20 protein-coding genes and 8 tRNA genes are annotated in these 21,269 nt (G+C 51.7%); 2 read left to right on the top strand and 26 right to left on the bottom strand.

Annotated features, from left to right (window positions below; genetic code table 11):
• The first annotated feature begins 115 nt into the window (after positions 1–115).
• Together EVJ34_RS08665 and EVJ34_RS08660 are read left to right on the top strand one after the other, a co-directional pair.
• A complete protein-coding gene (locus tag EVJ34_RS08665) occupies positions 116–514 on the top strand; it encodes a VOC family protein (RefSeq protein WP_131436138.1) in 399 nt (132 codons plus the stop codon).
• Between the two features lie 112 nt (positions 515–626).
• Positions 627–2,456: an LTA synthase family protein gene (locus EVJ34_RS08660; protein ID WP_131485318.1), complete on the top strand. Its 1,830-nt coding sequence runs from the start codon at positions 627–629 to the stop codon at positions 2,454–2,456.
• Between the two features lie 20 nt (positions 2,457–2,476).
• On the opposite strand, the gene EVJ34_RS08655 is transcribed toward EVJ34_RS08660, so the two are convergent.
• The 26 genes from EVJ34_RS08655 to EVJ34_RS08530 all read right to left on the bottom strand — a co-directional run bounded on the left by EVJ34_RS08655 (position 2,477) and on the right by EVJ34_RS08530 (position 21,217).
• Complete coding sequence (locus tag EVJ34_RS08655; protein ID WP_131485317.1) at positions 2,477–3,361, bottom strand: VOC family protein; 885 nt, start codon at positions 3,359–3,361, stop codon at positions 2,477–2,479.
• A 14-nt stretch (positions 3,362–3,375) separates the two neighbouring features.
• A complete protein-coding gene (locus EVJ34_RS08650) occupies positions 3,376–3,660 on the bottom strand; it encodes a putative quinol monooxygenase (RefSeq protein WP_131485316.1) in 285 nt (94 codons plus the stop codon).
• 102 nt (positions 3,661–3,762) lie between these two features.
• On the bottom strand, positions 3,763–5,220 hold the full coding sequence (locus EVJ34_RS08645; RefSeq protein ID WP_131485315.1) for a methyl-accepting chemotaxis protein: 1,458 nt from the start codon (positions 5,218–5,220) through the stop codon (positions 3,763–3,765).
• 151 nt (positions 5,221–5,371) lie between these two features.
• Positions 5,372–8,032 carry an MMPL family transporter gene (locus EVJ34_RS08640; RefSeq protein ID WP_131485314.1) on the bottom strand — a complete coding sequence of 887 codons (2,661 nt, stop codon included), beginning with the start codon at positions 8,030–8,032 and terminating at the stop codon, positions 5,372–5,374.
• A gap of 3 nt (positions 8,033–8,035) precedes the next feature.
• The gene (locus tag EVJ34_RS08635; RefSeq protein ID WP_131485313.1) at positions 8,036–8,479 is read right to left on the bottom strand and encodes a MarR family winged helix-turn-helix transcriptional regulator; all 444 of its coding nucleotides are present in this window, start codon (positions 8,477–8,479) and stop codon (positions 8,036–8,038) included.
• Positions 8,480–8,565: 86 nt separating this feature from the next.
• On the bottom strand, positions 8,566–9,069 hold the full coding sequence (locus tag EVJ34_RS08630; protein ID WP_131485312.1) for a GNAT family N-acetyltransferase: 504 nt from the start codon (positions 9,067–9,069) through the stop codon (positions 8,566–8,568).
• Positions 9,057–9,530 (bottom strand): YfbM family protein, encoded by a 474-nt coding sequence (locus EVJ34_RS08625; RefSeq protein ID WP_161568898.1) that lies wholly within the window; start codon positions 9,528–9,530, stop codon positions 9,057–9,059. Before EVJ34_RS08625 ends, EVJ34_RS08630 begins: the two co-directional genes overlap by 13 nt.
• 72 nt (positions 9,531–9,602) lie before the next feature.
• Entirely contained in the window at positions 9,603–10,532 is a 930-nt protein-coding gene (locus EVJ34_RS08620) for an NAD(P)/FAD-dependent oxidoreductase (RefSeq protein ID WP_236636678.1), read from the bottom strand.
• Positions 10,533–10,599: 67 nt separating this feature from the next.
• Positions 10,600–11,286 (bottom strand): DUF975 family protein, encoded by a 687-nt coding sequence (locus tag EVJ34_RS08615; protein ID WP_131485310.1) that lies wholly within the window; start codon positions 11,284–11,286, stop codon positions 10,600–10,602.
• Between the two features lie 96 nt (positions 11,287–11,382).
• Positions 11,383–11,589, bottom strand: coding sequence for a helix-turn-helix domain-containing protein (locus tag EVJ34_RS08610; RefSeq protein WP_029594441.1), 207 nt, complete (start codon positions 11,587–11,589; stop codon positions 11,383–11,385).
• Positions 11,590–11,599: 10 nt separating this feature from the next.
• Positions 11,600–12,079, bottom strand: coding sequence for a DUF2975 domain-containing protein (locus EVJ34_RS08605; RefSeq protein WP_131436157.1), 480 nt, complete (start codon positions 12,077–12,079; stop codon positions 11,600–11,602).
• A gap of 186 nt (positions 12,080–12,265) precedes the next feature.
• Entirely contained in the window at positions 12,266–14,062 is a 1,797-nt protein-coding gene (gene glmS / locus EVJ34_RS08600; RefSeq protein ID WP_131485309.1) for a glutamine--fructose-6-phosphate transaminase (isomerizing), read from the bottom strand.
• A 359-nt stretch (positions 14,063–14,421) separates the two neighbouring features.
• The gene (gene glmM, locus EVJ34_RS08595; protein WP_131436161.1) at positions 14,422–15,780 is read right to left on the bottom strand and encodes a phosphoglucosamine mutase; all 1,359 of its coding nucleotides are present in this window, start codon (positions 15,778–15,780) and stop codon (positions 14,422–14,424) included.
• Between the two features lie 35 nt (positions 15,781–15,815).
• Positions 15,816–17,096 (bottom strand): CdaR family protein, encoded by a 1,281-nt coding sequence (locus EVJ34_RS08590; RefSeq protein ID WP_131436163.1) that lies wholly within the window; start codon positions 17,094–17,096, stop codon positions 15,816–15,818.
• On the bottom strand, positions 17,097–17,957 hold the full coding sequence (cdaA, locus tag EVJ34_RS08585) for a diadenylate cyclase CdaA (RefSeq protein ID WP_024372448.1): 861 nt from the start codon (positions 17,955–17,957) through the stop codon (positions 17,097–17,099).
• Positions 17,958–18,092: 135 nt separating this feature from the next.
• A complete protein-coding gene (locus EVJ34_RS08580) occupies positions 18,093–18,728 on the bottom strand; it encodes a bactofilin family protein (protein WP_131436165.1) in 636 nt (211 codons plus the stop codon).
• Positions 18,725–19,300: an RNA polymerase sigma factor SigW gene (gene sigW, locus EVJ34_RS08575; protein ID WP_034779769.1), complete on the bottom strand. Its 576-nt coding sequence runs from the start codon at positions 19,298–19,300 to the stop codon at positions 18,725–18,727. The genes EVJ34_RS08580 and sigW overlap by 4 nt, the downstream gene beginning before the upstream one ends.
• A gap of 137 nt (positions 19,301–19,437) precedes the next feature.
• Positions 19,438–20,340: an arginase gene (gene rocF / locus EVJ34_RS08570; RefSeq protein ID WP_131436168.1), complete on the bottom strand. Its 903-nt coding sequence runs from the start codon at positions 20,338–20,340 to the stop codon at positions 19,438–19,440.
• 199 nt (positions 20,341–20,539) lie between these two features.
• Positions 20,540–20,615, bottom strand: a tRNA-Ala gene (locus EVJ34_RS08565).
• 16 nt (positions 20,616–20,631) lie between these two features.
• Positions 20,632–20,706, bottom strand: a tRNA-Gly gene (locus EVJ34_RS08560).
• 8 nt (positions 20,707–20,714) lie between these two features.
• Positions 20,715–20,787 (bottom strand) — tRNA-Lys (locus EVJ34_RS08555).
• Between the two features lie 5 nt (positions 20,788–20,792).
• Positions 20,793–20,876, bottom strand: a tRNA-Tyr gene (locus EVJ34_RS08550).
• A gap of 6 nt (positions 20,877–20,882) precedes the next feature.
• Positions 20,883–20,955, bottom strand: a tRNA-Thr gene (locus tag EVJ34_RS08545).
• Between the two features lie 28 nt (positions 20,956–20,983).
• Positions 20,984–21,059: transfer RNA gene (locus tag EVJ34_RS08540), tRNA-Val, on the bottom strand.
• A 3-nt stretch (positions 21,060–21,062) separates the two neighbouring features.
• Positions 21,063–21,137, bottom strand: a tRNA-Glu gene (locus EVJ34_RS08535).
• A 5-nt stretch (positions 21,138–21,142) separates the two neighbouring features.
• Positions 21,143–21,217 (bottom strand) — tRNA-Asn (locus tag EVJ34_RS08530).
• Between the last annotated feature and the right edge of the window lie 52 nt (positions 21,218–21,269).

The following is a 21,269-nucleotide window of genomic DNA, read 5'->3' as shown; positions in this document are numbered from 1 at the left end:
TTCAGGATCCATTTTCCTGCTTTTCTTACTACTCAATACGCTAGTGATGGTGTAAGTTGAACCGGTGTTCCGTTCCGAACGTCGATTCGATAAAATGAAACAAAGGAGTGACACGATGAAACAAATCCACCATCTCTGCATCCAGACGCCCGACTATGAGGCGTCGAAACAATTTTATGAAGCACTCGGCTTCGAACTCGTTCAGGAGTCGCCCGACTTTCATACGCGCGCGTTCAACAGCTGGCTCAAACTCGGCGACTTTTACATCGAGCTCCAAACGGCCAAAGTCGACGAGACGTTGTCACCATACTCGAAACACGCGGCTGGTCCAGTCCACTTCGCGCTTTACGTCGATGACCTCGAAGCGGAAGTACAGCGCCTCGAGGACCTTGGTGTGACGTTCTTACCGAAGCACGGCGGGAACATCTACTTCGTCGTCGATGGCCATTTAAGTAAACTGAAAGCCCCGGAAGGCACGATCATCGAGCTGCGGGACACCTTTTTAATCAAGTGAGGCGCTGCCTCGCTTTTTTATTTTCAAAATCGCACACCCTCATGTTTTTTGCCTCCTTCGAACAGGTACATGACAGAGAATACACTTTGTCCGTACCGTTTGGAGGCCTTTTATGAAATATCTCGATTATTGGAGTTACTTATCGCTCTCCCTCGCCAAGCTGTTCCTCTTCAGCCTATTGACCGCGAGCGCGTTCGATGTCAGTTTTCTATTCATCAACCTCGCGACCATCTTGATGATGACGAGTTGGGCGCTACTCGTCAAACCGCAAACACGTCGCTGGATTTTGTTCGCGTCTTTATTTTTGCACAGCACGCTCCTCATCTCGGACGTCTGGTACTACCGCTATTTCGGCAACTTGTTGTCGGCTGCCTTGCTCTCGGACATCGGCCAGATGGGAGACGTCGGTGGCGGCTTTTTGACTCTAATTCAAGCACCCGACTTCCTCTTGTTCACGGATTTGCTCGTCTATGCGGCTGTCCTCTTCTATATGAAGCGACACCCGGTCACGGAGTCGAAACGTCTTGGTCGTCGCTTGGCAGTAACTGGTTTTCTCGTCGGCCTCCTCGTCTTTACCGTCCCGACTGCCGTTTATTACGCGGACACAGACAATCGGCAAACTCCAATCTCGAACATGCGCGAGTATTATCAGCTCGGGTTTTGGGGTTATCACGGGCTCGATGCATTTCGCAGTATTCAGGATGCCTTTGACCTCGGTGACAATCTCACGGAACGCGAGCGCGACCAAATCGAAGCGTTCGCGACCAAACCGGTTGAGGCCACAGCCGATACGAACGTCATCGTCGTCCAGCTCGAGTCGTTCCAAACGTCCGTGATCGGCCAGACGGTCAACGGTCAAGAGCTGACACCGCATTTGAACGCGCTTCGCGATGAGATGCTGTACTTCCCGAATTTTTACCATCAGACGCATGAAGGACGTACGTCCGATGCGGAATTTACTGTCAACGCCTCGCTTTATCCTGTCAAATCAGGTTCGGTGTATACGCAGTATGCGACGAACGTGTTTGATGCCTTGCCTGCACAGTTAAAACGAGCTGGCTATGACACGGCCGCGATGCATGCGTTCGACAAGGAGTTTTGGAATCGCTCTAATTTCTATGAGCAAATCGGCTACAACCACTTTTTCCATCAAGACGATTATCCGTCCGAGCCTGTCATCGGGATGGCTGTCGGCGACAAAGAGTTTCTGACGACGTCGGTCGACCACTTGGACACGTTGGACGAACCGTTCTATTCGTTCATGGTCGCATTGACGAGCCACACACCGTATGAGATACCAGACGAGGAGAAACGGTTGGATTTATCGGGATATGACGACCCGCTCCTACAAGGCTATTACCACACCGTCCACTACACCGATGCCGCCGTCGGTCTCATGGTCGAACGACTGAAAGCCAACGGAATATGGGATGACGCCTTGGTCGTCTTTTACGGTGATCACGATAGCGGCCTGACCATGGCAGGAGACGAGATGGCCGTGAAAGCGGACGCCGACTCCACGGTCGACTTGTTTCAGCTCGATCGCTCCGTCCCGTTATTCGTTAAACCGTCTGGGCTCGAACAAGGGCAGACAGTGGAGGCGAACGGCGGTCAAGTCGACCTGGCCCCGACCATCCTCGATTTGCTCGGGATGACACCGACCTATATGCTCGGAAGTTCACTCCTCGACGATGATCCGAATTTGACCGTGTTCCGAAACGGCTCGTTCCGCTACGAAGACCTCTATTTCGTACCGGATTTGACGGAGTCGGTCGGCAGCGGTATGTGTTATTCGGTCGAGACCGGCGATGACTTGCCGCTTCAAGCATGCGAACCGTATATTGACGAGGCCGTCGAACAGCTCCGTTTATCCGATACGATCATCGAGAAGGACGCACTGTCCAACTTCCAACAAAACGACAAACAAGCCGCTCCGAAGTAATCGGGACGGCTTGTTTTTTGTCAGTAGACGTTTCGTAACGCGGCGATATCGATCTTTTTCATCGGCAAGAATGCCTCGGTCACTCGCGCCAACTGCTCCTTTGTACCGGTCGTCAACATCTCTTCCATCTCCCACGGCACGATTTGCCAGGAGACGCCATAACGGTCCTGGAGCCAGCCGCACTGTTCCGCTTCCGGAACGGCCGACAGCTTGGCCCAATACTCATCAATTTCATCTTGCGACTCACAAAATGCAATGAGCGATTGCATCTCGTTGAACGCGAATTGATGGTTCTCCGCGCTGTCCATCGTGACAAACTCGCGTCCGGATAAGACGAAGCGGGCATAATTGAGCTTCCCTTCCAACTCCGGACCGTCTGCCGCCTCGTAACGGATCATATGGTCTTCCAGGACGTATGAATCCGGGAAGATGGAGATCCAGTCATTCATCGCCGCCTCGGCGCGTCCGAACACGTCCCCAACGAACAAGAAGCACGGGGTCACCGTCTGGATGTCCATCCCGCCGCTATGCATGATTTGCCAGGAGACACCGTGTTTGTCTGTCAACCAGCCATAGCGCTCGCTGAAATCATACGTGTCGAGTGGCATGAGCACGTCTGCCCCGTCCACAAGTTTGTTCCAAAGCGTCTCCACTTCTTCCGACGTCGGGAACGTGATCATATAGGAAATGGATGGGTTACGTTCTTTCAGCTGACCAGCGCCGAGCAGTTGAAAGAACTGCCCCGACAGCGAGACGGTCACAACCGTCGTCTCACCCGACGGCGTATCTGCAAGTTTCGTCGTATAGTCGACAAATGAATCAGGAAACGTCGACGCGTACCACTCCGCAATCGCCTCGACGTCGCCTTCGAACCAAATACACGGGATAATCGGTTGCGTGATCATCGGATTTTCTCCTTTCAGACTTCACGTAGGCGGTACACGTCACGGACGGCAAGCAACGTCTCGGCTCGTTTTCGATAGGCTTGATAGTGCGGTGAGTTGATATGATGGTCGAGTGCCGTCTCGTCTTCGTATTTTTCATAGAACACGAACGTACCTGGTGCATCGATTGACTCATGGAGTACATACGTCAAGCACCCTTCCTCTTCTCTCGATGGGGGAATGACTTCATCGAGCGCTTGCCGTAACTCGTCTTCTTTCCCCGGATGTGCCTTTAAGACAGCAGTGATGACAATTTCCATAGCTTGTTCCTCCTCATGTTCTGACTGACGCAAGACTTTTCCCGTTTTAGAAGAGATGTATACGCAAATGGACACGCCTATTTGTAAAGGCGTATCCATCGTTTAGACGAGTTCGTTCGCAATCTCGTTCAATTCTTCAATTTGATGTTTTAATGAGAGCAATGCCTCTTGTTGCGACATCGTCAACACATGAACATCTTGACTGTTCACTTCAAGCGCATTCATCAACGCCGACATTTGGCCGGTCACTTGATGGACTTTGTTCAGTTGTGAAGCGACGACTTGAAGCTGTGTCGATGTTTCATCTACTGTCCCAGCGACCGTACCTGTCGTCTGGATCATCGAAAGAATCGATGTCCCACTCTTACGGACTTGTTCTTCTTGTGCCGATAAACGCTCTGTGCTGCCATCGATCGCCCGTTCTGTCACTTGTACTTCTTGCATGACAAGCTGGATGATGTCATTGATTTGAGCCGAAGCTTGCGCGGTTTGGGCCGACAAATTTCGAATCTCGGTCGCGACGACGGCAAACCCTTTCCCGTGTTCACCTGCTCGTGCCGCCTCAATCGATGCGTTGAGCGACAGCAGGTTCGTTTGAGACGAAATTTGCTGAATCGTACCGGTGATACTTCGTACTTCTTGAAATCTTTCTGTCAATCCTTTAAACGCTTGATTCACTTCGCCGATACTTACATTCAGTTCAGCAAGCGATCGTTCCGTTGAATCCATATTATCATGTGAAACTTGGGCATCTTGTAAGACGCCGTTCACTTGGGAAGTTGTCTCTTGAAGTTGCTGTTGCATGCGTTCAAACGCTTGAACCGTTGACTGGATTTGTGATGCGACGTTTTGAATCAACCCTGCTTGTTCAGACGTCCGGTTCGTCATCAAACCGATTTGTGTGGTCACTTGTTCTGAGGCATGTGTGACAGAGTCGACGGAATCACTCATCGTGAATACAGCCCCGTGGAGTGTAGTCGCACTCGCTGTCGTCTTCGCCATCGTGAGTTCCACTTCACTCGCATGTTGTTCTGCTTTCTCTTGTTGTGTGAACGTCTCATGCAATAACTTTGCGCCAAAAAATGAGACAAAGTATGCGCCAAACAACGCCATCGTGAGCACCGTGAACCAAATGACGAGGTCAACTGGCGTTGTAAATGAAAATCGGCCCAGGCCTACAGCTACGACTGATACGATTAGAGCGAGAACGCTACCGTATAACACAAGATGGCGGTTCAAGTACATCAACATCAAGACGATGTACAGAAAGACGATGTTTTGAATCGCGTCACCCGGCAGCGTCAAGATGATCGCTGAAGCCGCAATATACATTAACGTGACAAGTCCGTACTTTAACCAAGTACGTTCGACAAAGAAACGATAACCAACCCATGAAGCAAGCTGAATGATACATCCCGTCACAATAAAACGGACTGTGTCTTGTCCAGCGAGTTCTCCAATCCAGTACAAAGCACCCATAATCGGATAAGAAAGAAAAAATAAAACAATCAACATACGTGATACGAGTAACGAGCTCATTTTTTCAAAATGATTCACCATACTTGTTGCCTACTTTCAATAAAATTAAGGTCTATCTTATATTTCGGTCCATTTTTTAAAATCTTAAGCTCGCTCTTCTCCGTTTTGTTGACATTGACTAAACGTAAAAAAACAGCACAACCGTCGTTGTGCTGTCCGTGCATCCTAAACCCTATTCCCTATCTTTAACTTTTCGTTTGAACGGCCACCAGACACCGTCGCCGAACGATACGGTGATCGCTGGGATGAGCAACGGCAACACGATCAATCCGTACAGCAACAGTCCAGTGATGACGATCGTCGCGATTTGGACGAGACTGAGCACGCCCGACGGGATCATCGCTCCGAACGTCCCGGCGAGGATGACGGCGGCGGTCATGATGACTGTGCCCATCTTCGTCATCGAATGGACGAGCGCATCACGTACCGTCATCCCATTGATCGATTCTTCGCGGAATCGATCAAGCAAGAAGATTGAATAGTCGATGCCGAGGGCAATCAGCATGACGAACCCGAAGAACGGAACGGCCCAACTGATACCGTCGTAACCGAGTCCTTCCACGAAGATGAGCTCCGTGATGGCTGCTGACGTGTAATACGTCAGTAAGAGCGAACCAATCATATAGAGCGGCATGATCATCGAGCGGAACAATACCGTCAACACTATGAACAGCGTCACGAGCATGATGGCGACCGTCCGATTAAAGTCGTTCGTCGACGTCTCGTTCAAGTCGCTGTTAATACTCGAGATGCCGGCATATCCAATCGTCGCATCCGCGAACGGCGTATCTGTGACGACCCGGTCCATCGTCGCTTTCACGGTCTCGACCGTATCGATTGCTTCCGGTGAGTAAGGGTCCATCTCGAGGATCACCTCGAGCTGTGTCGCCGTCCCGTCGGCAAACACGTAGCGCTCGACCGCCGGGGCGAACTCCTCTGACGTAAGCGTCCCTTCCGGTAGGTAAACGCCTGTGTCGCGCAGACTATCAGAACTACTCAAGTCTGATAGGAATGCCGCCGCGTCATTGATACCCGCCTCAATTTGAGCGAGCCCCGCGTTTGCTTCTCCGACACCCGCAGCGAGTTGTCCGAGTCCTGTCCCGAGTTCTCCGGCTTGGGCGCCTTGTGCCGTCAACGCCGCAGCAGCTTCATTGATGCCCGCCTCGATTTGACCGAGACCGGCAGACACTTGTCCGAGTCCCGCCACGGCCGCAGGGATGTTTTGCGAAGACGTGAGACCTTGACTAATCAACCCGAGTTGCGCGTTCAACTGGCCGAGTCCTGCTGCCGCTTCCGCGAGCGGGGCGCCGGCGTTTGTTGAACCGGCCGGCAATTGTCCGACGACCGCCTCAAGCCCAGATTCGACTTGCGCGAGTCCGTCCTGGACGTCACCGAGACCAGTCTCAGCCTCTGTCAGCCCAGCACTCACCTGTTCGAGCTGTGTATCGACGTAAAAGTCATCGATGACGTCACCGGTCGGACGCGTCACGGAACGAACACCGCTCACCCCATCGATCTGTTCAAGTTCATTCGAGAACTTCTCGATGTACGGAATATCGGCTTCAGACAGCGCACTCTCTTGTTTCAAAATGACTTGGACCGGAAGTGACTCGCCTTGTCCGAACCCTTCCGAAATCAAGTTGAGGCCGCGCACTGAATCGTAATCGTCACCAATCTCATCGACCGTATTGAACGAACGGGCGTCATCATATGTGAACAGCACCGGTACGGTAATCAATGCGACGACGAGGATTGAGACGAACGGTCGATTGACCGAGATGCGGCTGAATCCGGCCCAAAGGCGGCTGTCGTGGTGCTCGCCCGCCTTCTTCGATGGCCAGAACAAGCGATGCTTGAGCGTCGCCATAAAGAACGGCACAACCGTGAACAAGATGAGCAAAAGGACGGCAATCCCGACCGCGACGGCGACGGCCGATTTGAAGATTGGGAAATCGGCAAAACCGATGGCCGCGAAACCGACGAACACGGCGAGACCGCTGATCAAAACCGTCCGCCCTGCCGTCTTGTACGTGTTGACAATGGCATCTTCAATCGCGTGACCGGCACTGAGTTCTTCTTTATAGCGGCTGAGAAGAAGAATACAATAGTCGGTCCCGATTCCGAACAAGATGGCCACGAGGAAGATTTGCGTGTAGTTCGAGACCGGGAAGCCGAACCAATCGACGAAGAATGCAACGAATGATTGGCTTAAGAGATACGTGAATCCGACCGCAATGAGCGGGATGAACGGCGTCACGATTGAGCGGAACACGAGTAGAAGCAGGCCAAAAATGAGCACGACCGTGATGATCTCCGTCTTTTTCAAGCCTTCCTGTGCACTCAAGTTCACATCGTTGTTGATGATTTCTTCACCGGTGATGTAAACTGTCTCATCTTCCGGGAGAATGTCTGCTCGCACGTCATCCGCGAAAGCATTGATGTCTTCCATTGATCCCTCGACCGTGATCGGAACGAGCACGATCCGTCCGTCCTCAGATACGAGTTGCGCTTCCGTTTCTTCGTTTTCAAACGGATTGAGCACATCTTTGACGATTGGACTCGCCTGCTTCATCTCATCGATGACCCGGGAAATATCATCCCGTTCGGCGTCACCGAGCGTTTCGAACTCATAGACGAGCGAAATCGTCTTGTCGCTCTTTCCAGCGGCGTTCAAGATGTCCTGCGCCCGCTGCGAGTCCATGTCCTCGGATAATTGGAAGCTGCCGGCTTGCTCGGCCTGCTTCGTCAAATTCGGTGCCGCCACAAATAAGGCGGCCGTCAAGACGATGAGACCGATTAAGATTCCCCATCGCCATTGAATGATTTTCTGCACGTGTTATTCCTCCCCAATTCGAAGCAGTTGTTTAATTTTCCGGAACGTCCGGACGAACTGTTCGATTTCTGTCTCATCTATTTTCCCGTCGAGTAGCGACTCGACGTAACGGTAGACGGCAGCATCCGCTTCTTTGACAACGCGATGTCCGGCCTCCGTCAATTCAATCAATCGCTCGCGTTGGTCTTGACCACGCCGACTGACGACAAGGTCTTTGTCGACGAGTTTTTTTAAGCGGTTCGAAACGGCGCTCTTATGCACACCTTGTTTCTGTGCCAGCTGTCCAGCCGGGATTGGTCCGAACTGTTCAAGTAACTTGAGCAGCTGCAGTTGTTCTCGCGAATAGTCATGCCAGACGTCACCTTCCATCGCCTCGATGACATGCTCTGCACCTTGGAACATGACTTCCTCGAACAGTTGGACGGCTTCCCGCATCAATTCTTTCATAATTGGTTTACCCCCTAAACTAGATAAGGATAGTTTATGCCCTAAACTAATAGACGTCAACTAAAACGACCGATGAAGTTGCTCCTTCATCGGTCGTTTTGATACACATATGTATAAAACGTCAGCGTTCGTCCTGCCCATTCCATCTGTCGTGCCTCGCCGTCACGTTTAAAGCCGGCACGCAATAATACGTGCTGCGATGCCACATTGTCGCTCGTCGTCTCGGCCCTCAATCGATTGAAGCCAGGCAACTCGAACGTCAACAATTGTCGCAGGGCCGCCGTGGCATACCCGCGTCCCCCATGCTCCGCCCCGACCCGGTACCCGACCGAACCGGTGTCGGTATCGGTATGATGCACGTTCAGACGCCCGACGATTGTGTCGTCGCGCCAAATCAAGTAGTAGCATCCGTCCCCGTTCGCCTGTTCGCTCAAGAGTTGCTGTAACGCCTGATGAAACGATTCCGGCTCATAGTAGGCGTCGCCTCGGCTCGGCACGGAACGCTCGAAATATGTTCGGTTCGCGCATTCGAACGCGTACAACAACGCCTCATCTTGAAGACGGATCGCCTTTACGCTTACCCGATCCATGTGATGAGCGCCTCCCGCTCTCGCGCCGCCTGGGCGAAGACCCGTTTCAATTCATCGAACTGGTCAAATAAGTACTGTTTCTCCTCAAGTCCCCACTCACGTTCAAACGGATACAGTTCCTGCTCGTTCATCGTCGTGACGTCGTACCGCGCTTCGAGCGCGTCCAACTCAATGTATTGAAGCCGCGTCGACAAGTCTTCCACTTCTCCCGGCGTCAAATAGGCGATGCCCGTCTCCTTGTCGATGACATCGCCTCCAAAAACAGCCTTGCCGAGCGAATGGCGGTCAATCTCGTCCAAATCGGTCGCCCCGGTCAATAGAAAGTAAAGGCCGTGCCACGACTTATCGATATCAGTCTGTCGTTCCTCATCTTCCAACAGTTGCTCGAAGCGGTCCGGCTCTTGGAGCAGTCCTGTCAACTCTTCGGCCGATATTCGCATATATGCGCCAATCATCCCCATACCTGATTCCCCTCTCCAATTCATATGTCTGACTATTCGGCACGGTCATGAAAAAAACCTTCCGAAGAAGGTTTAGCGCATCGCTTCCGCAACGCGGAGTCCTGAGACGTACGCGCTCTCGAACCGCGTTCGACCTGAGGCGTCGTCCGGTTCGAGAAAGACGTCACCGGCCAAGTAGATGTGGTCGTTCACTTGATAGAACGGCTCGTGCCAGACGTCGGTCGCCTGAGCATAACGCCACCGTTTCAACTGTCTCGATTGAATCACGGCCGACCCTGTCACCGTTTGTAACAGCCGCTCAATCTCACGAAGCGTGTCCTCGTCCGTTCGGTCATACCACTCCTCGCTCCACGACTCGTCCATATAGATGCTGACGAGTTCGGTCGCTGAGATGCCTTTTTGGCGGTTGTTGATGACTTTCAGCAGTCCCGGCACCAAGTCCGTATCGCGTATCCCGTCCGGACCGATGGAAGCCTCGTTAGCGAACTCGAACAAGCCGACGAACGTCGGGGCGTAGGTCAATCCATGCAACGCCGTATCGACCGGCAAATCTGCGAGTAAGTCGAGCGTCTGCGGCAATGGTGATGTGATGAGGAGACGGTCATACTGCCGCGTCGTCACATCCGTCTGGACGCGGACCTGGTCATCTCCTATTGTGATTGTCTCGGCCCGCTCGTTCAACTGGACAGTCAAGCCGTCGGCCAATCGTTTGGCCAAGGCGTTCATCCCGTCGACGGCGACGTAGCGTGGATACGGGTCGGTGTACCACACGTTAACCCACCCTTTCGTCTGCCAGTCGGCGACATCTTGTTTGAGCGCTTCCCCGCGTACGGTGAAATAGACCGCCCCGTGATCGGCTTTGCCGTCACCGATCCGTCTCGTCGCCAAGCGTCCCCCGACGCTCCGACTCTTTTCAATCAGTTCAACCGTATGACCGTGACGGGCAAGGTCGCGTGCTGCGACAATCCCACTCAATCCCGCTCCGATAATGCCGATGTTCATGTTCATTCCCCCTTCTGTCAGGAAGATTGTATCATGACCGAGCACTCGTCGCCGGAACCGATGCGCTTCAAGCCGAGCGATTCCACTGCTCGTCATATTCGTGGCGCGCATCTTCATACATGACAGCGAAACGACTGACGATGAACGGGCGGATGAGTGCTAGTGCGACGAGGAAAATCCATGACCCGAGGATGACTAAATCAAGTTGCATATAAAAAATCAAACCGACTAGATACATCGGGACGAATGGCAAAATGAGTTTGAACGCATCCCACTTTTGTCCACGCATCATCGTTCTCGATTTTGTGATCGCCTCTGTAGCAGACAGTTCTGGTTCGTCGCGTAAGATGAAGTATGTGAACGCATACGAGAAATACTTCATGATTCCTGGTATGACGAGCAACAATGTCCACAACACTTGGAAAAATAAGATGAGAATTGTCGCGAGCAAATGCTTTCCATAGCGGTGACGAAACGGATCCAACACATCACTCCAGCGAACCGGTTGCTCTCGTACCGTTTTTAAGATGAGCCAGTTGTATCCGACATTAATTGGATAGAGGGCGATATAAAATAAGATCCCACCTAGGCTGAGGATAGCCAACGGCACTGACTCCACCGTCAAACCGTAATAAGTCGGGTCTACCATCAACCCCAGCTCTAACATCACGGAGCAGGCAAACGACCAAATGAGTAACAATCCTGTCTTTCCTTTTAACGCTTCATGCGCCCGTTCATTCCATGTATGCACCATATCGCTTCCTCTTTTCATTCGTCTTTCTTGTCTTATACGCAACACGATGGAAAATGTTTCAAGTCCAATGAAAAAACAGGGCAAGCGCCCTGTCCATCAGTCTTCCCGATATTCTAAAATGTCGCCTGGCTGACAGTCTAGCGCCTGACAGATTGCTTCAAGCGTTGAGAAGCGGATTGCTTTCGCTTTGCCGGTCTTCAAAATCGATAAGTTCGCCATCGTAATGCCCACTTTTTCAGACAGCTCGGTCACACTCATTTTTCGTTTTGCCAACATCACATCAAGATTTACGATAATCGCCATCTATCTCACCTCAGACCGTCAAATCATTTTCTTGCTTCAAATCGATGGCTCGCTTCAATAGCTTCTGTAACAGCTCCGCAAACACGGCGACGACAAACGCGGCAAACACGAGGACGAGCCCGATCAGGAGGAACCCCGGCGCGTCATCTCGTTCGGCGAACCAGTAGAAAAACGGGAGCGTCCCAATGTAGACGGCGGTGATCGCCAACGCACAAAACTTGATCGCGCGGAGTGATTGAACAGCCCGATAGGAGAACCCTTCGTCGCGGTCAATCAACCGGAGCAGCCTGAACGTTTGGAACAGGGCGATAAAGAACGGGATGGCCGATCCATACATGCCGATCACGATTGGACGAATCGAGTCTTCAATCCAACTCCCACTCTCGACCGCCTCGCGCCAAATGTACGGAAGCAAAAACAAGCAGGCTGCCACAATCGGAACAGCCAGAACGAATACGGCCAACCGTAAAAAAACCGTCTCTCGTTTCATGATGCAGACACCTCACCTCGTTTGATGCCTTCATCATAATCCTCTTTTTATTGTTTATCAATAAATAATCATCGTTAATAAATAAAAACCTCAGGATATTCTGAGGTTTATCCTTGAAATCCCTGCGATGATTTGTTATCCGTTTGATACAAAAAGCCAAGATCCCGAAAGATCTTGGCCCATTATTTATTCTACTGTGACTGACTTCGCCAAATTACGTGGCTTGTCGACATCGCAATCACGCGCAAGTGCCGCGTAATACGAGATGAGTTGAAGTGGTAATACCGTCACGAGCGGTGTGAGGAGTGGCTCGACACGTGGCAAGACGAATGCATCACTCTCGTGTTCCATCCCTTCCATCGAGATCGTGCAGGCAACAGCGCCACGGGCGACAACTTCCTTGATGTTTCCGCGGATGTTGAGGTGCGTGTTCGGTTGCGAGACGAGCGTGATGACCGGTGTGCCGTCTTCAATCAAGGCGATCGGTCCGTGCTTGAGTTCTCCACCTGGGTAGCCTTCTGCTTGGATATACGAAATCTCTTTGAGCTTGAGGGCACCTTCGAGACCAACGTATGAATCCATTCCACGACCGAGGAAGAACGCGTTGCGTGACTCTTTCAAGAACTTGTCTGCCAATTGCTCAAAGATTTCTTTTTGAGCCATGACCGAATCCATGATCGTCGCGATACGCGCGAGTTCTGTCATAAGGTCAAACGGAAGCTTTTTGCCGTTCGCGCGGGCGATATCATACGCGAGGATCGCGAGCACGGCGATTTGGGCCGTGTATGCTTTCGTCGACGCGACCGCGATTTCTGGGCCGGCGTGGAGGAGCATCGTCTCGTTCGCTTCACGCGAGAGTGTCGAACCGGCAACGTTCGTGAGTGTGAGCGCCTTGTAACCGCGCTTCTTCACTTCGACGAGGACGGCACGGCTGTCCGCTGTCTCACCTGATTGTGAGATGAAGAGGAACAACGGCTTCTCAGTGAGGAGCGGCATGTTGTAACCGAATTCTGACGCGACGTGCACTTCTGTCGGCACACCTGCGACGCGCTCAATCAATTGCTTGCCGACGAGACCGGCGTGGTAGCTCGTACCGCAAGCGACGATATAGATGCGGTCGGCTTCCGAGACGAGCGAGCGCACGCCTTCTGTGAGCTCGATGTCACCGGCTTCGTTCTGGTAATGTTGGATGATGTTACGGATGACGGCCGGTTGCTCGTCCATCTCCTTCAACATGTAGTGCGCGTACGTGCCCTTCTCGATGTCTGACGCATCGATCTCGGCCGTGTACGGTGCACGTTCGAGGACTTCGCCGTCGAGTGTCTTGATCGTCGCCGATTCGCGCGTCAAGATGACGATCTCGCCGTCGTGGAGTTCGAGGTACTGGTCCGTCACTTGGAGCATCGCCATCGCGTCAGACGCCACGACGTTGAACGTGCCATCGCCGAGTCCGACGAGGAGTGGTGACTTGTTCTTACCGATATAGAGGCGCTCTTGGTCCTCTGAGTCGATCATCGCGATCGCATACGAACCGTGGAGCTCAGACAACGTCTTGCGGAACGCCGCCTCGACGTCGCCGAGTTCGACGAAGTTCTTCTCCATCAACTGGACGATGACTTCCGTGTCCGTCTCCGAGAGGAACGGGACGTCTAGCGTCGCCTTGATCTGCTCGTCGTTCTCGATGACACCGTTGTGGACGAGCGTGAAGCGGCCCGTCGTGCTCTGGTGCGGGTGGGCGTTCGGGACGCTCGGCACACCGTGTGTGGCCCATCGTGTGTGACCGATTCCAATCAATCCGTCTACTTCTGCCGGGACGACTTCGCGTAGCGCGGCAATCCGACCGACTTCTTTATGCACGTTCACGTTATCGTGCATCAAAGCAAGACCTGCCGAATCATAACCACGGTACTCAAGTTTTTCAAGACCTTTGAGAAGGATTTCCTTCGCTCCGGTGTTCCCAATCATTCCTACAATTCCACACATACAAAATTCTCCCTTTATCTTCGATTTCTCGAAAAAGGAAACGGGCTTTTTCTAAGATCTGTCAACGCGCTCCCCTTTGGCCGTCCGGTCGCCCGGGCGTTTTGAGGGTTTGCTTGTAGTCGTGACAGGCGACTAGGAGGCATCCGCCGAAAACTCGATAACCTCCAACCTCGTCAACTCCGAAGAGTTCTGGCGCTTGGTTCGTACTGGGTGTCCTTCCGTTTCTAAGGGCACGCTCTTAATAGTACAAATCACACCTCCATTCGTCAAGAAAATCACATAATTTCACAGTGACAAAACGGAAACAAAAAGGGAACCCGAGGACGGATTCCCTTGTTTTATTCCCTATTTCGACAGAATTATCCTTCTACGCCGTAATCTTCGCGGACAACTTGTGCGATTCGTTCAACATAACGGTCACATTCTTCCGATGTCGGTGCTTCAGCCATGACACGCACGAGCGGCTCCGTACCAGAAGCGCGGACGAGGATACGGCCGTTGCCGTTCATTTCGGCTTCCGCTTCTTGAATCGTCGCGAGGACACGGTCGCCGTTCATCGCCTCGTTTTTGTCCGTGACACGGATGTTGACGAGTTTTTGTGGGTAGACCGGCATCTCAGCTGCGAGTTCTGACAACTTGCGGCCTGTCGTCTTCACGATTTGAGCGAGTTGGACGCCAGATAGCATGCCGTCTCCTGTCGTCGAGTGGTCGAGGAAGATGAGGTGACCCGACTGCTCGCCACCGAGTGTGTAGTTGTGTTTCTTCATCTCTTCGACGACATAACGGTCACCGACCGCCGTCTGAAGCGCCGTCATGCCTGCATCTTCAACCGCTTTATGGAAGCCGAGGTTACTCATGACCGTCGCGACGATCGTGTTGTCTTTGAGACGGCCTTTCTCGCTCAAGTACTTCCCGCAGATGTACATGATTTTATCGCCGTCGACGATATCGCCGTTCTCATCGATCGCAATCAAGCGGTCGCCGTCGCCGTCAAAGGCGAGACCCATGTCCGCTCCTTTTTCACGAACGAATTGTGCCAAGTGCTCAGGGTGAGTCGAACCGACACCTTCGTTAATGTTCAAGCCGTTCGGCGAGTTTCCGATCGTCGAGACGTTCGCTTCGAGGTCCGCAAATAAACGGGCTGCCAATCCACTCGTCGCACCGTGTGCGCAGTCGAGGGCGATATGGAGACCATCGAAATCTTCGTCGACCGTCTGTTTTAATAATTGAAGGTATTTTTGAGCACCTTCATAGTAATCCGAGACGAAGCCGAGGTCTTTTCCGACTGGGCGTGGCAACGTGTCTTCTGCCGCATCCAAAATCGCTTCGATTTCCGCTTCGGTCGCGTCGTCGAGTTTGAAGCCGTCGCTACCGAAGAACTTGATGCCGTTATCTGCGACCGGGTTGTGCGACGCCGAGATCATGACACCAGCCGTCGCATCGAGCGACTTCGTCAAATAAGCGACACCTGGGGTTGAAATGACACCGAGACGCATCACTTCGGCTCCGATTGATAGGAGACCTGCGATGAGCGCACCTTCAAGCATATGACCTGAAATGCGTGTATCACGGCCAATCAAGACTTTCGGCTGTTCGCCGGCTGGCAAGTGTTTCGATAACACGTAGCCGCCCGCACGACCTAAACGATATGCTAATTCTGCTGTCAATTCTGAGTTCGCGACACCGCGGACTCCATCAGTTCCAAAATATTTACCCATAAATTCAATTCCTCACTTTTGTATGATTGAACGCCTCATTGAATCGAGGACGTTTCGGTTTGTTCATCGACACTCGTTAACTCGATGTCGATTGTCTTCGGTGAGACGACGGTCACACCTTTAGGTACTTCATAATCGACGTCGACCCCATGCAATCCGCTCGGGAGCCCAGTCAAATCTAAGGTCACACTCACGCTGTTCGACGTGATGTTCTCTAAGAGTGACCGTTTCCCGGACAGCGTCACTCCAATCACTTCGGGTGCTTGGAGCGTAAAGTTCGTCCGGTCATATCCTCGCACGGTCACAGGTATTGTCAAACGAACCCGTTCCGTCAACTCGCTCGTATCGTCTCTCGACTCATCTGCAGCCCGGACGAGCAATTGGACTTCCACTTGCTTCGTCTCAAGCGACGAGGCGCCTTCCGGCAAAACGAGAGTGGCGGTCACTTTTCCGGTCTTGTCGATGCCGTCCACATCGATTGGTTCTGTCTCAACGGTTTCAATCGTATCGAGCACGTCTTGTGGCGCAAAGACACGGACTTCCATCTCGTCCAGCAACGTATCGACAAGCCTATAATCTTCAGCCACATCCCCGGACGTGACCGCTTCAATCGGGAAGACCGCGCTCTGTTCGTAGACAGGAACCGTCACACTGATGATATTCGGTTCGACGGTCACGTTGAGCGGATTGCCGTTCGCATCTAAAATCGTCGGCGTCAATTCTCGCGTGAACGTTTGACTTTGATTGGTGACATCGACGTTCAACGTGATCTCTTTGACGTTTTGAATCCGACTCGCACCGCCCGAGACTTTCACCGTCGCCGGTTCGATTTCGGCGTCACCGACAACTTTCCCGTCCGGCAACTGGTCTTTGTTCAATAGGTTGACGGATACCGGCACTTCAATTGTTTGTTTGCGGTCGATGTAGATTTCTACCGTATCCCGCTCAAGCTTGACGTTGACGTCGCCGCCAAAGCCGCGCGCCTCGACCGGAACGCGATGGAATCCGGTCCCTAGATTCGTCAAATCGACGAAGACTTGATAATCTTTCACCAACTTCGTCATCGTTAAACTGCTAGATGGTCCTTGAAGTTCAACGTTCATTTCTTCCGGAACGTTATAAGCCACGTACTGCACCTCATCGAAGAACACTTCGACCGGTACGTCGAGCGACATCGAACTTTGTCCGACAATCGGGAGGGCATTCGTGGAGTTCGTCGACGAGCTCGTCTCGGCGACCATGAAATAAAGCAGGATGGCTAAAGCAAGTGCGATGATGCGGAGAAACCATTTATGTTGTAACCACTGATCAATCACTTACTTGTCCCCCCCTTTTTTATTAAAGAACGAGAGCGTCGTCTCTTTTTCTTCAATAACGAGTTCTTGGATCAATTTATTGCGAAGTGCCTCCTCATCCAACTCTCGATACAGACGACCCGCGATCGCGAGCGACACGGCACCTGTTTCTTCAGAGACGGTGAGGGTCACGCTATCGGTCACTTCACTGACGCCAATCGCAGCCCTGTGTCGTGTTCCTAACGCTTTATCGATGTGCGGGCTCTCGGACAACGGCAAATAACAAGCCGCTGCCGCAATTTTCCCATCTTGAATAATCATCGCCCCATCGTGCAGGGGGGTGTTCGGAATGAACAGGTTGATGATCAGTTGTGATGTAATATGTGAATCCATGCGAATACCGGTCTCGACATACTCATTCAAGCCTGTATCGCGTTCAATCGCAATTAATGCGCCGATGCGACGTTTTGACATATATTGCGCTGAACTGACGATCGCTTCAATCATTTGACGTTGCTTATCCTCATCGCTCGTGCTTGTCCGGCCAAATAAATTGCTCGTTCGTCCTAAATGCTCGAGTCCTCGTCGAAGTTCTGGTTGGAAGATGATAATGATTCCGAGTAGTCCATATGTGATGACTTGATTCAATAAGAACTGTAATGTCTTCAACCCAAAGAACCCGCTGAGGAACCAGCTGACAAGAATAATGGAAATCCCTTTAATCAATTGGACCGCTTTTGTCCCACGTACAATCATCATCAATTTATAGATGACATACGTGACGACGACAATATCTAAAACGTCATTCAAATAATCGTACCAATGTACGTTCTCTGAAAGACTAAAAAATGATAAGAATGATACTTGTTCAAGTAGCGGCAAATGCTCCCCTCCTCAACTACCTAGCCAATTCGTGCAAATTACATTATATCACATTTCCGAAACCACGCATCGCTAGACGATAAAACGAAACCAGATTGAAACGAACACAAAAAGACGCCGTCTCCGGCGTCTCCGTTAGAAGATTTGTTTGAACGAATACCACATCCACTCAAACATCCGATCGATCTGCTCGAGTTCTCCCGTTACTTCTCCAGCGCTAGCTAGATAAGCCCGGCCATTTACAGCCGTCGCGTTTCCATTGACCGTCCCTTCAATTCGAAGGTCACCGCCTTGGACCGTGATATCTCGATCGACGGTAACGCCTTCTGGGATAACGACCTCGTTTGACGTGACAACGATGCCCGGCACTTTCGTGTACGTCATCGTCTCTGTCGACTCATTCCATAGGCCGAGTGTCGCACTCGACATCAAACTGAAGAATAAGGCCGCTGCCATCAGTCCTGGATGCTTACGGAACCATGTCATCCATTTGGATTGTGGTCTCTGTTTCGTCCGGACTTTGTCTTCAAATCGAGTCACCGGTGTGACCTCTACCCGTGCTTTCGCTTCCGGTAAGGACGCCATCACACGGGCTGTAAAATCATCGGATAATTTCGGCCGTGGTAAAGCCTTCAGTTCGGCATCTATTCGTTCGTATTGAAGGTACGCTTCATATAAGTCGTCGTCCTCCAACAAATGACGTAGTTCGTCAGATTCTTCGGGCAGGATGCCATCTTCCAAATATTGTTGTACTTTTTCTTCAGGAGTCAATTGAACCCCTCCCTGTTTTGAAAGATTGTCTTTAACATTTCTCTTCCCCGGAAGATCCTTGTTTTAACCGTAGCGACCGGCATATCGATCATGACACTGATTTCTTTCAGCGATAAATCATCCACGTATTTCAGCAGAAGCGGAATCCGATACTTATCGGGCAACTGCTTAATCGCTTCATGCATCTCGCCTCGAATTTCGCGATGAACGACTTGGGCATCGGGTTGGGGTGCTTCATCAGCCAAATGGTCCTGATAGGTCAAGCCGTCGGTGCCCGCAATCTCGGCATCCATCGAATATTCCGGCTTTCGCTTTCTGAGACGATCGATTGCGACGTTCGTCGCAATGCGATAGAGCCACGTCTTGAACTTGTACTGCGGATCGTACGTATCAATTCTGGTATACGCCCGAATGAACGTCTCCTGGGCAGCATCTTCTGCTTCGCCACGATCATACAATATCTTATAAGCGACAGCAAAGACACCATCCTTGTACAGTTCTACCAGCTCAGCAAACGAATCATGATTCCCCGACCTCAATTCGTCTACTAAACGGGTGGTCAGCCGTTCCATCAATCCACTTCCCCTCTCCGCAACCTATGCGGTCATCTTTCTATACGAATCAATTTCTATGTAGGTTTCAAAAAATATGACAACAAAAAAAGTTTCCAAGTCCATTGTAACAAAGGGACTTGGAAACTGTAAGGTCATCAGACAGTTTCACTTTCCAATAACAGGTTTTCTTTGGATTTCAAAATTGTCTCGCACAACTCGAACGCCAACTGGGCCGTCGTATCATCATGGTCAAGCGCTGGGTTCAATTCAACTAGCTCAATCGCTATCAAATCGTCTGCCTTCATCGCTTCGGCCAAAATCGCTTTCCCTTCCGCGGCCGTAAGACCTTGCTCGACCGGCGTGCCGGTACCTGGGACGAGTTGCGCGTCCAAACTGTCCATATCGAAGCTGAGGTAGAAACGATCGACACGTGCGCGCAAATAAGCGAGTGCCTCTTTCATCATGACATCGACGCCCCGCGTTCGAATTTCTTCGACCGTGATCACTTTAATGCCGAGTCGATTGATCTCTCGAATCTCACCTTCATCGATGTCTCGAAGTGCCATATAGACCAAGTGCTCAGGCGTAAGTTTCGGTTCACGTCCGCCGACCTCCGTCAAACGGATATCCCCCATCCCCATAGCGGCGGCAAGCGGCATACCGTGAATATTGCCCGATGGAGATGTTTCACCTGTATTTAAATCAGCATGCGCATCGACCCAAATCACGCCGTATGGACCTGTTTTGGCAAGACCGGCGAGCGTCCCAATCGCCATGCTGTGATCGCCCCCAACAATCAACGGGAATCGCTTCGCTTGAATTTCTGCATCGACGACCTCAGCGAGTTCTTGAACCGTGTATAAGACTCCATCCACCCGTTTCAAGTGCTCTTCGCTGTTAATCATTTCAGATTCAGGTAAAACACGAATCGTCTGTTGCTTCGTTTCCGTTGGCAATAGTGTTTCCAATCCGAGTGTCCGTAATTTTGATGGACCTTGCTCTACACCATGTTTCCCCTGTCCATAGCGTAGCGGCACTTCAATATATGACCAATTCATCCCCATTCCCCCTTGAACGTTTATACTTTCATTGTAAACGCTACCAAACTCGTGGTTCAACTTCACACAATGATGAATAAACATACAAAAAGGCAGCCTGAATGGTGGCAGGCTGCCTTTCTCTGTACTCTCAAGTGAATGGTTCATGGATTTAGGCAAAAAAAAACTTAAGTCGTAAGTAACTTAAGAAAAAAACAAATGGTGGAGCCTAGCGGGATCGAACCGCTGACCTCCTGCGTGCAAGGCAGGCGCTCTCCCAGCTGAGCTAAGGCCCCATTAAAGGGAATAATATGGAGCGGAAGACGGGATTCGAACCCGCGACCCCGACCTTGGCAAGGTCGTATTCTACCACTGAACTACTTCCGCATAAAAAATGAGCCATGCAGGGCTCGAACCTGCGACCCTCTGATTAAAAGTCAGATGCTCTACCAACTGAGCTAATGGCTCAAACCTGGTGGGGGGGGGCGGATTCGAACCGCCGAACCCGAGGGAGCGGATTTACAGTCCGCCGCGTTTAGCCACTTCGCTACCCCCCCAAGGAGTGCCGGCGAAAGGATTCGAACCCTCGACCCTCTGATTACAAGTCAGATGCTCTACCAACTGAGCTACACCGGCATATATGGTTTGATGAATTAAAATAAAATGGTGGAGGATGACGGGATCGAACCGCCGACCCCCTGCTTGTAAGGCAGGTGCTCTCCCAGCTGAGCTAATCCTCCAAATGGTGACCCGTACGGGATTCGAACCCGTGTTACCGCCGTGAAAGGGCGGTGTCTTAACCGCTTGACCAACGGGCCTTAATTGGCTCCGCAAGTAGGATTTGAACCTACGACCTACCGGTTAACAGCCGGTTGCTCTACCACTGAGCTATTGCGGAACGATCTTGCCTGGCAACGTCCTATCCTCACAGGGGGAGACCCCCAACTACT

It is taken from the genome of Exiguobacterium sp. SL-9 (assembly GCF_004336985.1).
Taxonomy (GTDB): Bacteria; Bacillota; Bacilli; order Exiguobacteriales; family Exiguobacteriaceae; genus Exiguobacterium.
The sequence above is the reverse complement of the archived record's forward strand: the minus strand, read 5'-3'. Positions and strand labels throughout refer to the sequence as shown.